This is a genomic window from Intestinirhabdus alba, assembly GCF_009711095.1.
In the GTDB taxonomy this organism is placed as follows: Bacteria; Pseudomonadota; Gammaproteobacteria; order Enterobacterales; family Enterobacteriaceae; genus Intestinirhabdus; species Intestinirhabdus alba.
On sequence record NZ_WMJZ01000032.1, the window covers coordinates 14,488 to 29,791 of the forward strand.

Here is a 15,304-nt window from a genome sequence, read left to right on the forward strand (position 1 = left end):
CTGACCGTCCGGGACGCTAAGTAAACGTTTGCCTTCATACACCCTGTGCATAACGCCAGGCGTAGGATAAGACGGAAAAACAGCGCGGAACGTCAGGAAGGAGTCAATGGCCGCTACGTTAAACGAATAAGCGTGGAATTTTGGCCGATCTTGATGAAAAGGGGAAGCGCTAAAAATCGTTATCGCCCTAAAACAGGAGAGATTTTTACTTTCAGCTGTGCAAAAATGCTTAACATCACTTTTTGTGGGTAAATCAAAAGGAGAAAACTTGATGAGCACCGATCTTAAACTATCTGTTGTGACCACCGTTATCGTCCTGGCTTTGATCGTGGCAGGGGGGTTAATTGCCGCACTGCACTAAACCGCATCTCTGTTAGCCGCGCGGCCGGAGCCGGAAGGCGTGAAAGCCGTTCTGGCCCGATAATTCCGTAGCCGCGTCGGCCTCGGGGCTCCCGCCGGGCAGGAACCATCCAGAGCCAACGCGCTGTCGTTCGCCGCGCGTTCTCACGGCGCGTTTACCTGGCCCGCAGGGCCGCAGGCCCTCTGCGCGATAGATTGTTATCAGATTGGCAAAAGTCTTTTCTGTTTTTGTCCGCTTCTTTTTTTTTGTGATTACTGTCATGCTTTTGCCCCTTATCTGGGCTTAAGCGCCGCGTCGCGGCGAGACGGAATCATTAAATGAAAATAAATTATCCCTTACTCTCCCTGGCGATTGGTGCCTTTGGTATCGGAACCACAGAGTTTTCTCCTATGGGGCTACTGCCGACGATCGCCCACGGCGTGAATGTATCCATCCCCGCCGCTGGGATGTTAATCAGCGCCTACGCGGTGGGGGTGATGGTCGGCGCGCCGCTGATGACGCTGCTGCTTTCCCATCGCGGTCGCCGTAATGCGTTAATTTTCCTGATGCTGATTTTCACGGTCGGCAACCTGCTGTCCGCCATATCGCCGGACTACACAACGCTACTGCTGTCGCGGATCCTGACCAGCCTGAACCACGGAGCTTTCTTCGGGCTGGGGTCTGTCGTTGCGGCCAGCGTGGTGGCGAAAGAGAAGCAGGCCAGCGCCGTGGCGACCATGTTTATGGGCTTGACTATTGCCAATATCGGCGGCGTCCCGGCGGCCACCTGGCTGGGGGAAACTATCGGCTGGCGCATGTCGTTTATCGCGACGGCGGGTCTGGGGATCGTCGCCATTATCAGCCTGTTTTTCTCGCTGCCGAAGGGGGGAGCCGGAACGCGCCCGGAGGTCAAAAAAGAGCTGGCGGTGCTGCTGCGTCCGCAGGTGCTGTCGGCACTGCTGACCACCGTACTCGGGGCCGGAGCGATGTTCACGCTCTATACCTATATTGCCCCTGTGCTGCACAGCGTGACCCACGCCACGCCCGCATTTGTCACCGGAATGCTGGTGCTGATCGGCGTCGGCTTCTCGATCGGCAACTATCTGGGCGGGAAATTTGCCGACCGTTCGGTTAACGGTACACTGAAAGGCTTCCTGCTGTTGCTGATAGTTATTATGCTGGCGATCCCTTTCCTGGCCCGCAATGAGCCGGGCGCGGCGTTCAGTATGGTGGTGTGGGGGGCGGCGACGTTTGCGGTAGTGCCTCCGCTACAGATGCGGGTGATGCGGGTGGCCCATGACGCGCCGGGTCTTTCTTCGTCCGTTAACATTGGTGCCTTTAACCTGGGCAATGCGCTGGGCGCAGCCGCCGGTGGCGCGGTAATTTCCGGAGGGCTGGGCTACAGCTTTGTCCCGGTTATGGGGGCGATAGTGGCGGGAATGGGGCTGCTGCTGGTCTTTATCTCTGCTCGTCGGCAGCCTGAGGGGGCGTGCGTGGCAAACTAAAACCGGAGCGGCCGTAAGGTCTGCTGACTGCGGACGTGCGCCGGGGGAGCTGAAGGGGCGTGGCGTGCTTTGCGGAGGCGGGCCTGATTACGCGCGTCAGGCCCGATTAAGGGATACGGCGCTGAAGCGCAGAAGGAAATTCCCTCTGCGCTTCACGTTTAAGCCCCCAGGTTTTGCGCCACAAACTCCCAGTTTACCAGCGCCCAGAAGTGTTCCAGATAGCCGGGACGCGCGTTGCGATAATCGATGTAGTAGGCGTGCTCCCATACGTCAACGGTCAGCAGCGGCGTGGCGTCGGAAGTTAACGGCGTTCCGGCGTTAGAGGTCGATACAATCGCCAGTTTGCCGTCCTTGCCTTTTACCAGCCACGTCCAGCCGGAGCCGAAGTTTTTCAGCGCGGCCTCGGTAAACTGTGCCCTGAAATCGGCAAAGCTGCCAAAGGCGTCGGCAATGACAGCGGCCAGCCGGCCGGTCGGCTCGCCGCCGGCGTTGGGTGCCAGACAGTTCCAGTAGAAGGTGTGGTTCCAGACCTGCGCGGCGTTATTAAAAATTCCGCCTTCGGCGCTGCGGATAATCTCGACCAGCGTTTTGCCCTCAAAGGGGGTGCCTTTGATGAGATTATTCAGGTTGGTGACGTAGGTTTGATGATGTTTGCCGTAGTGATATTCGATAGTTTCGGCAGAAATATGCGGGGCCAGTGCGTCTTTGGCATACGGTAATGCAGGTAATTCGAACGACATTGCTACTCTCCTTATTATTAATATATATGCACAATAACCTTGCGGTGCGCAGGGACAGGGTAGCAAATTGAAAGGATCAAAAAAAGAAGAACTTACCCTGCGACGAGCGCCGCAGGGGGGGAGTCAGCGGATGGTGCCCGGCGTCATTACCCGGCGGGCACCAACGTAGTGACGCTGCCAGTAATTGTCGCTTAAAGAGGTGATCTGAATTTCTCTGCCGCTGCGCGGAGACTGGATAAACTTCCCGTCGCCGACGTAAACCCCGACATGATCGGCCGCGCCGCGCCCCTGGGTGCGGAAAAACACCAGGTCGCCGTTTTTCAGTTCGCCGCGCTCGATAGGTGCCGCATCGCGCAGATGGTACATCTCATTGGCCGTGCGCGGGATGCGGATTTTCACCAGATCCTTATAGGCGTAATAGACCAGTCCGCTGCAGTCAAAACCGGTGCGCGGTGACGAGCCGCCCCAGCGATACGGTTTGCCAATCTGCTTCATCAGCTTGTTCATCGCCGTGGTGGTGGCTTTTTGCACCTTCAGCTTATGGGCGTCGGCCAGGGTACCGGAGGCTCTGCCCTTGCGCTTCATGCAGACGGCGTGCCGGCCTTTGCGGGCGGCGCACTTAGGGGGTGCGGTGAGCGCTACGCGCTGGAGCCTGTTAGCGGGGAGGGCGCGAGCTGTGGCAGAAGAGGTGATTTTACGGCTGTTTTTAGCGGCTTTCTGACGGGCCTTGCCCTTTTTTTGGGTTTTTGCTGCGCTTTTCTTTTTATCCGACTTTTTTGCAACGTGAGAAACGTCCGCGGCGAGCCTGGTCTGCGTGGATGCCCAGGAGTGCGAGGTAAAAGGGAGCGTGGTAAAAAGTAAAGCACAGAGCGTAATTGAGATCCGGTTCATCCGCGCCACTGAGCAATCCTCTGCTATGGCAGGTCAACAGAGCCTGCGGTTAGGTTTAAAAAACTTAACGATTCTAATCTATAGAAAGTGAAAAAGTTAATAGCTTTAATTGTTAAAAAGTACGTTTTTTCGCGCCCGGTAAAAGATCCAACAGCCGACGTTCTTTTTCTCTGGCGGCGGCGCGCTTAAAAGATATTTTGAATGCAACTTATTACCGCAGACGATAAAATAGTAAGGCGTGATAAAAATGTTATTTTCTGATACCTGCCTGAGCCGTTACAATGCCAGGCTATCGCCGTAAAAGAAGTTTGAGGAAGCAAGACAATGAGCACCACTATCGAAAAAATCCAACGTCAGATTGCTGAAAACCCGATTCTCCTGTACATGAAAGGCTCTCCGAAACTGCCGAGCTGCGGCTTCTCTGCCCAGTCCGTGCAGGCGCTGGCCGCCTGCGGTGAGCGCTTTGCCTATGTTGATATTTTGCAGAATCCGGATATTCGCGCCGAACTGCCGAAATATGCCAACTGGCCGACCTTTCCGCAGCTGTGGGTTGAGGGCGAGCTGGTTGGCGGTTGCGATATCATTATCGAAATGTATCAGCGCGGCGAACTGCAGCAGCTGATCAAAGAGACCGCCGCAAAGCATAAAAGCGAAGAACCGGACGCCGAATAGGCCGCCCGTTCTTAATCCAGAAGCGTTGTCCGTTCGCGGGTAACGCTTCTTTCTTCCTCCGTTTTACCCGATAGCGAAACCTGCCCCCCTGCGCGCAGGTGGTGGTGTCGGACGTTCAGTCAGCAGGCGGTGACAGGCGGTTTACGCCTCAGGTGCGGCCAGCGGCCAGCCCCCCAGACGTTTCCAGCGGTTGACGATTTCGCAGAACAGAATGGCGGTGCGTTCGGTGTCATAGAGCGCGGAGTGGGCCTTATTACCGTCAAACTCCATGCCCGCCGCCAGACAGGCCTTTGACAGGACCGTCTGCCCCAGCGCGAGTCCGCTCAGCGCGGCGGTGTCAAAGGTCACAAACGGATGGAAAGGGTTGCGCTTGAGCGAGGCGCGCTCGGCGGCGGCCATCATAAAACTGTGGTCGAAGGTGGCGTTATGGGCAACCATGATCGCGCGGCTGCAGCCGGCGTCTTTAATCCCCTTGCGCACCATTTTGAAAATCGCATGCAGGGCGTCATGCTCGCTGACCGCGCCGCGCAGCGGATTGGTCGGATCGATGCCGGTAAAGGCCAGCGCCTCCGGCTGAAGATTTGCCCCTTCAAACGGCTCAACGTGGAAATGCAGCGTGGCGTCCGGCATCAGCCAGCCCTGTTCATCCATTTTCAGCGTGATGGCGGCGATCTCAAGCAGTGCATCGGTTCGGGCGTTAAAGCCGGCCGTCTCCACGTCGATCACGACGGGGTAAAAGCCTCGAAAACGGTCGCACAGACCGGTCAGTTGAGCGTTGTCGGACATTAGCATCTCTTAATACGGAAAAATTGCAGCGCATTATGCCAAAATTCGCCTACAGATGCATATAACAACGGGCGCAGTGAAGCTGCGCCCGGCGGGATATCAGTTGCCGAGGCCGCGACCGGCGTCTTTTTCCTCAATCAGTTCGATTTTATAGCCGTCCGGATCTTCCACAAAGGCAATAATGGTCGTGCCGCCTTTAACCGGGCCAGCCTCGCGGGTGACGTTGCCGCCGTTCTGGCGAATGTGTTCGCAGGCCTCCGCGGCGTTGTCAACGCTCAGGGCAAGATGGCCCCAGGCGGTGCCCTGTTCGTAGCTATCGACGCCCCAGTTGTAGGTCAGCTCAATGACCGCCTCTTCACTTTCCGGACCATAGCCGACGAACGCCAGCGAATACTTGTATTCTGGATTTTCGCTGGTGCGTAGCAGCTTCATGCCCAGCACGTTAGTGTAAAAATCAATGGAGCGTTGCAGATCGCCAACGCGCAGCATGGTATGGAGTAAACGCATCTTTTTCCTCTTAAAATGGTCAATGCCGATAAAACGGTGTCAGCATACAGCCTGCTGTTGCCGTTGTCTCTTCCGGTTGCCGTAGCGCCGGCCAGCCGTTCGCGACGCCGTTACGGCGCGGGATCACAGCGTGGGGTAGTCGGTATACCCTTCCGCACCCCCGCCGTAGAAGCTCTCGGTGCGCTGGGGGTTCAGCTCCGCCCTGCGCTGCAGCCGGGCCACCAGATCCGGGTTGGCAATCCAGTCGCGTCCAAAGGCCACGGCGTCAATCAGGCCTTTCTCGATCAGCATCTCCGCTTTTTCCGGCGTGTAAGCGCCAGCGCCGACGATCGGCCCCTGGAATCGGGCGCGAACTTTTTCACGGAACGCATCGCGATAAGATTCACCGCCCGCCCAGTCTGGCTCAGACATATGCAGATAGGCAATTTTGCGTTTACCCAGCTCTTCGATCAGATAAAGCGCGTCAGCCTCCTCGTTCGGGCCGTTGTCCAGGTTCTGGAAGGTGCCAATCGGGGAAATACGAATGCCGATTCGCTCCGCTCCCCACTCTTTGATTCCGGCATCGATAACCTCCAGCACCAGGCGCGCCCGGTTTTCCACGCTGCCGCCGTACCGGTCGGTGCGATGGTTAGAGGAGGGGGAAAGGAACTGATGCAGCAGATAGCCGTGGGCGGCGTGCAGCTCAACCAGATCGAATCCCGCTTCGCGGGCGTTGGCGATAGCCTGGCGGAAGTCGTTAACAATGCCCGGAATTTCGTGTGTTTCCAGCGCTCGCGGCATTGAGGTGTCAACGCGAATGGCGTTGCCGTTTTCATCGCGCAGCGAAGTGCGCGTACCGGCGCTGATGGCCGAAGCAGAAACCGGAGCCTGGCCACCCGGCTGCAGGCTGGAGTGGGAGATACGCCCGGTATGCCATAGCTGAACGGCGATGTGGCCTTTATGCGCATGTACGCCAGCGGTGATTTTTTTCCACGCGGCGATCTGCTCCTCGCTGTGCAGGCCCGGTGCGCCCGCATAGCCTTTGGCCTGGGCGGAGATCTGGGTCGCTTCGCTGACGATCAGGCCCGCGCTGGTGCGCTGGCGATAATATTCCGCCATTAGCGGAGTGGGGATATCGCCCGGTTCAATGCTGCGCAGACGGGTCAGCGGTGCCATGAATACGCGGTTTGCTGCCGTAATGGCACCTACCTTCAGCGGGGTAAACAGTTTTTCTGATGACATAGTGGCTCCTGGACAGCCCCTCTTACTACAGGCTGCGGATGTACATCCACAATCTGTAGTCGTCAGGTTTGCTTTGATAAAAATAAAAACGTCGGCTATTGGGCGGGCGTTGCAATAAACTTTTTAACGTGCGCCAGTCCGCTTTCAAGTGGAAAGGCGCTTCGGGAAATCTTAGCGTGTAAATTTGCCCCCAGCCACAGGGCATAGAGCACCTGCGCCTGCTGCTTCGGCTCGCCTGTTAAGGTCAGGCAGCCGCAGGCGCGGCCCTGTTCCAGCGCCTGAGCCAGCAGGGTAACGATCCGCGCCGTACCCTTATCCACCGCCGCGCGCATATCTTCAGAGAGATCGCAGATCTCGGCGGAGAGCTTCACCGTCAGGCAGCCGCTGAGGATACCCTGCAGACGGAACTGGTCCAGCGTCTCCTGATACCAGGCCAGAATGCGCTGGCGATAGTCGCCGCCGCCAGCGGCGAAATGGGCCGCCATGCGCCGGTGGTAGGCTGCGTAGTAGCGCTCCAGCATGGCAACGCCGAAGGCTTCTTTAGAACGAAAATAGTGATAAAACGATCCCTTCGGTACGCCGGCGGTACTGAGCAGCTCGCTCAGCCCCATGCCAATAAAACCGCGCTGGATGCACAGGCGTTCGCCGGTGGCCAGCAGATGTTCCCGGGTATCACATTCAGTCTGCTTTTTCATAGCGGATGAGTGTAATAGACCGGTCGGTCTAATGCAAGCTGGCCTGCCGAAAAGGGGAGAATATTGTCACCAGTAATAAGCTGCAGGGGCGTCGGCTGGGTTACAAACTCAGGGCATGACGCTTTGCGTTTTGTTTGTACAGGGTATATACCCAAGGACAAACGAGTAATCCGTTCGTGAGGGGCAGAAGGGGCTTTATATATCCCTTAACTTCTGCGACACGGCAGGCAGCCTGGAGTGTGACGGGCATAAATCTGTTGGAGAAAAAGGGTGGCCGAACAGCTGGAGTTTTTTCCCGTCCAGAGCCCCTGTAGGGGGATTTGCCAGTCAGATGAGCGGGGTTTTTGTCGGGGATGTATGCGTAGCCGGAATGAGCGCTTTCACTGGCAGGCGATGAGCGATGCTGAAAAGCAGGACGTGCTGCGGCTTTGTCGTCAGCGGCTGCAGCGCAAACAGCGAGCGAACCGATCCGACGCTGCGGATACGCCGCCGCAGCCTTCGCTCTTTTAACCCGTAAGCCAGCGACCCGGCGCTCTGAATCAGACCGGCGGAGACGGTTACCGTCAGGCCGCGTCGGTAAGTTAATGCTAAATCGCAATAATGATAAATCACAACGATTTTTCAACTCTATCGCTGTGCAAATTCTGAACGCTTTTGCCGGAGAGGATTTTTCGGACTTCCGGCAGATAAAATTCGCTACGGCGTGGTCAAATAGCGTAATACTGCATACTGTCCATTAAAAGTAGATGACGTGAGTCGGATGGGGGGAAGTCAGTCATCCTCTTCAGCAGAGGAGAGCGGAGCGCGGATGTTGGCGGAGCCACCGCTTATGTCGCCCGATCGTCCTCGTCTCGAAATATTCCCGCGCCGTACAGGCTGCGGGTCACGCTAAACGGGGTAATGCCCGTAACGGAGGTTCTGTGAAACGATTGAGTCTGGCGATGTTAACTCTGCTGACCTGTGCCGGCGTACAGGCTGCCAGTGAAAAAGTAGAAATGAATCTGGTTACCCCGCAGGGGATTGGCCAGTCGATTGGAACGGTAACGGTGGCCGAGACCGATAAGGGGCTGACCTTTACTCCCGATCTGAAGGCGCTGCCGCCGGGAGAGCACGGGTTCCACCTGCACGTGAACGGCAGCTGTGAACCTGCGATGAAAGAGGGCAAAGCTTCCGCAGCGGAGGCCGCAGGCGGCCATTTCGATCCCCGGCATACCGGCAAGCATGAAGGGCCTGAAGGGGCCGGTCATGCGGGCGATCTGCCGCTGCTGGTGGTGAACAATGACGGTAAGGCTACCGACACCGTTACCGCGCCGCGGCTGAAGTCGCTGGAGGAGGTGAAGGGCAGAGCGCTGATGATCCACGTGGGCGGCGATAATATGTCCGACAGTCCGAAACCCCTGGGCGGCGGCGGTGCGCGCTACGCCTGCGGAGTGCTTAAATAACCTGTTGCAGGCACCCCTGGCGGTGCCTGCTCCAGCCGGTACAAGGCTGACGCGCGCGGGTAGTAAGCCCTGATGTGCGCCGCTCTCTCCTCCACGTCGCTCAGTCAACCGATTCAACTGTCATAAAAAGGTGCCCCTGTAACTTACCCGCCGGCGTAGAATGCGATAGCGACTCCACGGCCTGCCGTAACTAACCACAGCGCCATCTCATGGCCGCCGAAGCGTCTGCGTACCGGAGACGGCCGCGACAATAGTTGAAAAATGCTTAATTGTTCCGATCAACATAATTAGCCTGGGGCCGGTATAACAGAGCAATGAATGGGCAGAACGTCACTGGCGTGAATACTATTGCGCGAACAGCGGGTCAAGAGCGGCGCGTGCAGGGGGAAAAGTCTCACCGCTTTCCAGGCCCGGCGGGCGCTAAAATAACGGTAACCGGGCACATATTGACAGAGACCACCTCCCGGCGATGGCCCTGAACATCGTAAGCGGCGGCGGAGCAGGGCCGGGATTCGGTGAGATTAATAACGTTCCGGAGCGTCCGTTTTCGCGTAATGTCTGAAAAATATGTCCGTTGGGTTGTGAATGTCTCAATACATTTGTTTTAACAATACAAATACTGCACACTATTCTAAAATCAGCATAATATCTTAGCAAGCTAATTATAAGGAGATGAAATTGGAATCGCCATTAGGTTCTGATCTGGCACGGTTGGTGCGCATTTGGCGTGCTTTGATAGATCATCGTCTGAAACCCCTGGAGTTAACCCAGACGCACTGGGTAACCCTGCATAACATCCATCAGCTACCGCCGGAGCAGTCGCAGATCCAGCTGGCAAAAGCGATCGGTATCGAACAGCCTTCTCTGGTTCGCACCCTTGACCAGCTTGAAGAGAAGGGGCTGATCTCCCGTCAGACCTGCGCCAGCGATCGACGCGCAAAGCGTATCAAGCTGACGGAAAAGGCCGAGCCGCTGATTGTCGATATGGAAGCGGTGATTAATAAAACCCGTAATGAAATTCTGTCAGGGTTTTCTGCCGAAGAGATTGCGCTGTTGATCGGTATGGTCGCCAGGCTGGAACATAATATTAATGAACTGCAGTCGCGGGAATAGTATGGAAGAAGCAATCACGTGTGGCCAGAGTCTGACCACACGTGATTGCCGTTAGCGCGGAGAGACGTTAACCTGGCTGCCGTTGCTGGCCAGCACGACGCGCTGTCCGGCTGCAAAACGGCTGTTGCCCTGTTTCTGCACCACCATAATGGTGTTGCCATCGTCTTTACGAATCTCCAGTTCCACGCCCTGCGTCTTGTTTAACTTTCCCTGTACGCCCTGTCCCGCCATACCGCCAGCGATTGCGCCCGCGGCCGTTGCCAGAGAGCGCCCGGTGCCGCCGCCGACGGTATTGCCGAGGAAGCCGCCAAGTACCGCGCCGCCAATGGCCCCGATAACGTTAGTATCATCGCCGCCCTGGATCTGCACCGGACGCACGTTGACGACGGTGCCGTAGGTGACGTTCTGTACCTGCTTGGCTTCAGAGGCGGTATACACATCGCCGGAAAGGGGATCGTTATTAACGCAGCCCGCTAAGGCCAGGCCCGTCAGTGAGACAATCAGTACACGTTTAATCATTTAAAAATCTCCTGTTTACTATGCAACGCCGTCCGGGCATCGATTATGGTCAATTATAAGGCATTTATACGCGCAGGGTTATAAGTTCTGACAGAACAACGGCAAATCATAAATACCGGCCGCTTAACCCGCCGTCAACGAAACGTTTGCCGAGGGCAACCGCGATAAATAAATTCAGCCCGCAGGCATGGAATTGCCCGGTGCTTTATGTTTGAGTATGCAGCTCTGGTGATGCTGAAAAAAGGAAAAGCTATGAAATCGGGCCGTTTTATCGGCGTTATGTCCGGAACCAGTCTGGACGGCGTTGACGTCGTGCTGGCGACGATTGATGAGACAATGGTGGCGCAGCAGGCCAGCCTGAGCTGGCCCATCCCCGACGCGCTCAGGCAGGCGGTACTGGATATCTGCCAGGGGCAGCCGCTGACCCTGGCACAGTTTGGGCAGCTCGACGTCCGGCTGGGGCGGCTGTTTGCCGGGGCGGTGAATGCTTTGCTGGCCCGGGAAAACCTCAGCCCCCGGGAAATTGTTGCCATTGGCTGTCACGGGCAAACGGTATGGCATGAGCCGAACGGTGAGGTGCCGCATACCCTGCAGATTGGCGATAATAATCAGATCGCGGCGCTGACCGGCATCGCCGTGGTCGGCGATTTTCGCCGTCGCGATATGGCACTTGGCGGCCAGGGTGCCCCGCTGGTGCCGGCCTTTCACCAGGCGCTACTGGCCCACCCGACCGAGCGCCGGATGGTGCTGAATATCGGCGGGATCGCCAACCTGACGCTGCTGATCCCCGGGCAGCCGGTCCGCGGTTACGACACCGGGCCTGGCAATATGCTGATGGATGCCTGGATTTACCAACAGTGCGGCAAGCCCTTCGATAAAGACGCCAGGTGGGCGCGGGAAGGCACGGTGGCGCTGCCGCTGCTTCAGCAGATGCTCAGCGACGCCTATTTTTCCGCCCCCGCGCCGAAGAGCACCGGCCGTGAATATTTTAACTACGGCTGGCTGTCGCGCCAGCTGGCGGCCTTTCCGGGCGTCAGCGCGCGCGACGTGCAGGCCACGCTGGTTGAGTTGACGGCGGTCACCATCTCGGAGCAGGTGCTGTTAAGCGGCGGCTGCGAGCGCCTGATGGTCTGCGGCGGCGGCGGTCGCAATCCGCTGCTGATGGCGCGCCTGTCGGCGCTGCTGCCGGGAACCGAGGTGGCGACCACCGACGAGGCGGGCGTTAGCGGCGATGATATGGAGGCGCTGGCCTTCGCCTGGCTGGCGTGGCGCACGCTGTCCGGTCTGCCGGGCAATCTGCCGTCGGTCACCGGTGCCAGCGAGCCCAGCGTGCTGGGGGCAATTTTTCCGGCCAACCCGCGATCTCAGAGTTAACTGACGTTTCCTGCCCGGTGTAGCCGTTACACTGGAGGGGCTAAGGGAGGGGGAATCTCCCCTCCGTAATCGGGAAAGCCTTCAGGATATCGCTATGAAAACACGACTACTCCTCTGTCTGCCGCTGGCGCTGACCGGCTGCAGCCTCTACGGCCAGTTTGTAGAACGTCTGCATACGGACGCGCTGGAATACCGGTGCGATGAAAAGCCGCTGACCGTAACGCTGAACAATACCCGCCAGGAGGTGAGCTTCGTCTATGACAACACGCTGTTGAACCTGAAGCAGGGGATGTCGGCGTCAGGAGTGCGCTATACCGATGGTGTTTACGTTTTCTGGTCGAAGGGGGACAAGGCGACGGTCTATAAATACGACCGCGTGGTGCTGAATAACTGTCAGTTGCAAAGCCCGTAGCGTTGAGATTTTTAGCCGGGCGGCGCACAATAAGCGCCACCCACTGTTAATCCTTAGCGAACATCATGTCTGATAACGACCACCTGCAGCAGATAGCGCATTTGCGCCGCGAATATACCCGGGGCGGCCTGCGCCGCCGCGATCTTCCCGCCGATCCGCTTACCCTTTTTGAACGCTGGCTGGGCCAGGCATGTGACGCCAGGCTGGCGGATCCGACGGCGATGGTGGTGGCGACCGTTGATGAAAATGGCCAGCCCTGGCAGCGCATCGTTCTGCTTAAGCACTATGACTCCCGTGGTCTGGTGTTCTATACCAACCTGGGCAGCCGCAAGGCGCATCAGATCGAACGTAACCCGCGGGTCAACCTGCTCTTTCCGTGGCATATGCTGGAACGTCAGGTGATGGTAACGGGCCGGGCGGAGCGGCTTTCCACTCTCGAGGTGGTTAAATATTTTCACAGCCGCCCGCGCGACAGCCAAATCGGGGCCTGGGTTTCTAAGCAGTCCAGCCGTATTTCCGCCCGCGGCATCCTTGAAAGCAAATTCCTTGAGCTGAAGCAGAAGTTTCAGCAAGGGGAAGTGCCGCTGCCGAGCTTCTGGGGCGGCTTCCGCGTCAGCATTGAGCAGATGGAGTTCTGGCAGGGGGGGGAACACCGCCTGCACGATCGCTTTTTATACCAGCGTGAAAACGACGCCTGGAAAATCGACCGCCTTGCCCCCTGAAGATGCAAAATCTTGTGTTAAGCGCTGGTACTCCTGTTTCCGGCGCTTTATCCTATGTACCTTTCGCGTCTGGCGAAAGGTCGTGTACCGGCCAAAGGTGCAGTCGTTTTAGAGATGGAGACGTTGATGGCAAGCAGTAACTTGATTAAACAATTGCAAGAGCGGGGGCTGGTGGCCCAGATAACGGACGAGGAAGCGTTAGCTGCGCTGCTGGAACAGGGCCCGATCGCGCTCTATTGCGGCTTCGATCCTACCGCTGACAGCTTGCATTTGGGGCATCTTGTTCCCCTGTTATGCCTGAAGCGCTTTCAGCTGGCGGGCCATAAGCCCGTCGCCCTGGTGGGTGGGGCAACCGGCCTGATTGGCGACCCGAGCTTTAAGGCCGCCGAGCGGAAGCTGAACACCGAAGAGACCGTCCAGACATGGGTGGACAAAATCCGTAAGCAGGTAGCGCCGTTCCTCGACTTCGACTGTGGTGAAAACGCCGCCATCGCGGCGAACAACTATGACTGGTTTGGCGGCATGAACGTGCTGACCTTCCTGCGTGATATCGGCAAGCACTTTTCCGTCAACCAGATGATCAATAAAGAAGCGGTGAAGCAGCGACTGAATCGTGACGATCAGGGTATCTCCTTCACCGAGTTCTCTTACAACCTGCTGCAGGGCTACGATTTCGCCTGCCTTAACAAGCTGCACGGCGTTACGCTGCAGATTGGCGGCTCCGATCAGTGGGGCAACATTACTTCCGGTATCGACCTGACCCGCCGGCTGCACCAGAACCAGGTGTTCGGCCTGACGGTCCCTTTGATCACCAAGGCCGACGGCACCAAGTTCGGCAAAACCGAAGGCGGCGCGGTCTGGCTGGATCCGAAGAAAACCAGCCCGTACAAATTTTACCAGTTCTGGATCAATACCGCCGACGCCGACGTATACCGCTTCCTCAAGTTCTTTACCTTTATGGATCTCGCGGAAATTGACGCGCTGGAAGAAGAAGATAAAAACAGCGGTAAGGCACCGCGCGCCCAGTACGTGCTGGCCGAGCAGGTGACCCGTCTGGTGCACGGCGAAGCGGGGCTGGCGGCGGCAAAACGCATTACCGAAAGCCTGTTCAGCGGATCGCTGAGCGCCCTGAGCGAAGCGGACTTCCAGCAGCTGGCCCAGGACGGCGTGCCGATGGTAGAGCTGGAGAAGGGGGCCGATCTGATGCAGGCGCTGGTAGATTCCGGGCTGCAGCCGTCCCGCGGCCAGGCACGGAAAACCATCGCCTCCAACGCCGTTACCCTTAACGGCGAGAAGCAGTCCGATCCGGAGTACGTTTTTAACGACGAGGATCGCCTCTTCGGCCGCTATACTCTGCTGCGCCGCGGCAAAAAGAACTACTGTCTGATCTGCTGGAAATAAGTACCAAAGGGGGAGTGAGAAATCACTCCCTTATTTTTTTGTTCAGGTAAAGAAAATGAAGAATATTCTCGCCATTCAGTCGCACGTTGTCTTTGGTCATGCGGGCAACAGCGCAGCGGTGTTTCCGATGCGGCGGCTGGGCGCTAACGTCTGGCCGCTTAACACCGTGCAGTTTTCAAATCACACCCAGTATGGCAAATGGACCGGCTGCGTAATGCCGCCGGCGCACCTGACCGGGATTATCCAGGGGATTGCCGATATCGATAAATTACGCCAGTGCGATGCCGTACTGAGCGGTTACCTGGGCTCCGCCGAACAGGGGGAGCATATCCTGGAGATCGTGCGCCGGGTGAAGGTGGCCAACCCGCAGGCGAAGTATTTCTGCGATCCGGTGATGGGCCATCCGGAAAAAGGCTGTATTGTCGCACCGGGGGTGGCGGAGTTTCACGTTCGCAGCGCGCTGCCGGCGAGCGACATTATCGCACCAAACCTGGTTGAGCTGGAGATCCTGTGTGGTCATCCGGTGCACGGCGTTGACGAAGCGGTAGGGGCGGCCCGCGAGCTGATAGCCCAGGGGCCGCAGATCGTGCTGGTTAAGCACCTGGCGCGCGCTGGCTACAGCGCAGAGCGCTTTGAAATGCTGCTGGTCACCGTCGACGAGGCCTGGCATATCAGCCGCCCGCTGGTGGACTTCGGTGCCCGTCAGCCGGTCGGCGTTGGTGACGTGACCAGCGGTCTGCTGCTGGTGAAGCTGCTGCAGGGCGCTACGCCGCAGCAGGCGCTGGAGCACGTTACCGCCGCGGTATATGAAATTATGATCGCCACCAAAGAGATGCAGGAGTACGAGCTGCAGGTGGTGGCCGCCCAGGATCGTATCGCGAAGCCCGAACACTGCTTCAGCGCGACGCGGATCTAAAGGTCCGCGGGCGGCCGTCCGCGTAATCAGACGGCCGCTGGCCGGACG

General features: G+C 57.8%; 18 protein-coding genes. 11 read left to right on the forward strand and 7 right to left on the reverse strand.

The annotated features are described in order from the left end of the window. The first annotated feature begins 271 nt into the window (after positions 1–271). Both cydH and GJV78_RS18590 read left to right on the forward strand, forming a co-directional pair. Positions 272–361 (forward strand): cytochrome bd-I oxidase subunit CydH, encoded by a 90-nt coding sequence (gene cydH / locus GJV78_RS18585; protein ID WP_155109712.1) that lies wholly within the window; start codon positions 272–274, stop codon positions 359–361. Between the two features lie 317 nt (positions 362–678). Beyond that, positions 679–1,845, forward strand: coding sequence for an MFS transporter (locus GJV78_RS18590; RefSeq protein WP_155109713.1), 1,167 nt, complete (start codon positions 679–681; stop codon positions 1,843–1,845). Positions 1,846–2,003: 158 nt separating this feature from the next. On the opposite strand, the gene sodB is transcribed toward GJV78_RS18590, so the two are convergent. Beyond that, positions 2,004–2,585 (reverse strand): superoxide dismutase [Fe], encoded by a 582-nt coding sequence (sodB, locus tag GJV78_RS18595; RefSeq protein WP_155109714.1) that lies wholly within the window; start codon positions 2,583–2,585, stop codon positions 2,004–2,006. 123 nt (positions 2,586–2,708) lie between these two features. Beyond that, positions 2,709–3,485 carry a C40 family peptidase gene (locus GJV78_RS18600; RefSeq protein ID WP_167519641.1) on the reverse strand — a complete coding sequence of 259 codons (777 nt, stop codon included), beginning with the start codon at positions 3,483–3,485 and terminating at the stop codon, positions 2,709–2,711. 315 nt (positions 3,486–3,800) lie between these two features. Between GJV78_RS18600 and grxD the strand changes: the two genes are divergently transcribed. Further along, positions 3,801–4,148 carry a monothiol glutaredoxin 4 gene (gene grxD / locus GJV78_RS18605; RefSeq protein WP_155109715.1) on the forward strand — a complete coding sequence of 116 codons (348 nt, stop codon included), beginning with the start codon at positions 3,801–3,803 and terminating at the stop codon, positions 4,146–4,148. 141 nt (positions 4,149–4,289) lie between these two features. On the opposite strand, the gene rnt is transcribed toward grxD, so the two are convergent. The 4 genes from rnt to GJV78_RS18625 form a co-directional block, all read right to left on the reverse strand. Next, positions 4,290–4,934: a ribonuclease T gene (rnt, locus tag GJV78_RS18610; protein ID WP_155109716.1), complete on the reverse strand. Its 645-nt coding sequence runs from the start codon at positions 4,932–4,934 to the stop codon at positions 4,290–4,292. 99 nt (positions 4,935–5,033) lie between these two features. Continuing rightward, entirely contained in the window at positions 5,034–5,441 is a 408-nt protein-coding gene (gene gloA, locus GJV78_RS18615; RefSeq protein ID WP_155109717.1) for a lactoylglutathione lyase, read from the reverse strand. A gap of 123 nt (positions 5,442–5,564) precedes the next feature. Then, positions 5,565–6,662, reverse strand: coding sequence for an alkene reductase (nemA, locus tag GJV78_RS18620; RefSeq protein WP_155109718.1), 1,098 nt, complete (start codon positions 6,660–6,662; stop codon positions 5,565–5,567). 95 nt (positions 6,663–6,757) lie between these two features. Next, complete coding sequence (locus GJV78_RS18625; protein WP_155109719.1) at positions 6,758–7,357, reverse strand: TetR/AcrR family transcriptional regulator; 600 nt, start codon at positions 7,355–7,357, stop codon at positions 6,758–6,760. Between the two features lie 270 nt (positions 7,358–7,627). Here GJV78_RS18625 and GJV78_RS18630 point away from each other — a divergent pair, with 270 nt between their 5' ends. The 3 genes from GJV78_RS18630 (at position 7,628) to slyA (ending at position 9,912) form a co-directional block, all read left to right on the forward strand. After that, positions 7,628–7,867 (forward strand): DUF1289 domain-containing protein, encoded by a 240-nt coding sequence (locus GJV78_RS18630; protein WP_167519642.1) that lies wholly within the window; start codon positions 7,628–7,630, stop codon positions 7,865–7,867. A gap of 410 nt (positions 7,868–8,277) precedes the next feature. Continuing rightward, the gene (gene sodC, locus GJV78_RS18635) at positions 8,278–8,799 is read left to right on the forward strand and encodes a superoxide dismutase [Cu-Zn] SodC (protein WP_167519643.1); all 522 of its coding nucleotides are present in this window, start codon (positions 8,278–8,280) and stop codon (positions 8,797–8,799) included. A 672-nt stretch (positions 8,800–9,471) separates the two neighbouring features. Further along, the gene (slyA, locus tag GJV78_RS18640) at positions 9,472–9,912 is read left to right on the forward strand and encodes a transcriptional regulator SlyA (RefSeq protein ID WP_155109720.1); all 441 of its coding nucleotides are present in this window, start codon (positions 9,472–9,474) and stop codon (positions 9,910–9,912) included. A gap of 51 nt (positions 9,913–9,963) precedes the next feature. On the opposite strand, the gene slyB is transcribed toward slyA, so the two are convergent. Continuing rightward, positions 9,964–10,431: an outer membrane lipoprotein SlyB gene (slyB, locus tag GJV78_RS18645; RefSeq protein ID WP_155109721.1), complete on the reverse strand. Its 468-nt coding sequence runs from the start codon at positions 10,429–10,431 to the stop codon at positions 9,964–9,966. Between the two features lie 252 nt (positions 10,432–10,683). Here slyB and anmK point away from each other — a divergent pair, with 252 nt between their 5' ends. From anmK to pdxY, 5 genes are all read left to right on the forward strand, one after another. Next, positions 10,684–11,805 (forward strand): anhydro-N-acetylmuramic acid kinase, encoded by a 1,122-nt coding sequence (gene anmK, locus GJV78_RS18650; protein ID WP_155109722.1) that lies wholly within the window; start codon positions 10,684–10,686, stop codon positions 11,803–11,805. Positions 11,806–11,899: 94 nt separating this feature from the next. After that, complete coding sequence (gene mliC / locus GJV78_RS18655) at positions 11,900–12,217, forward strand: C-type lysozyme inhibitor (RefSeq protein ID WP_155109723.1); 318 nt, start codon at positions 11,900–11,902, stop codon at positions 12,215–12,217. Positions 12,218–12,282: 65 nt separating this feature from the next. After that, on the forward strand, positions 12,283–12,939 hold the full coding sequence (pdxH, locus tag GJV78_RS18660; protein WP_155109724.1) for a pyridoxamine 5'-phosphate oxidase: 657 nt from the start codon (positions 12,283–12,285) through the stop codon (positions 12,937–12,939). A gap of 126 nt (positions 12,940–13,065) precedes the next feature. Continuing rightward, positions 13,066–14,340, forward strand: coding sequence for a tyrosine--tRNA ligase (gene tyrS / locus GJV78_RS18665; protein ID WP_155109725.1), 1,275 nt, complete (start codon positions 13,066–13,068; stop codon positions 14,338–14,340). A 55-nt stretch (positions 14,341–14,395) separates the two neighbouring features. After that, positions 14,396–15,256 carry a pyridoxal kinase PdxY gene (gene pdxY / locus GJV78_RS18670; protein WP_155109726.1) on the forward strand — a complete coding sequence of 287 codons (861 nt, stop codon included), beginning with the start codon at positions 14,396–14,398 and terminating at the stop codon, positions 15,254–15,256. The last annotated feature ends 48 nt before the right edge of the window (positions 15,257–15,304 follow it).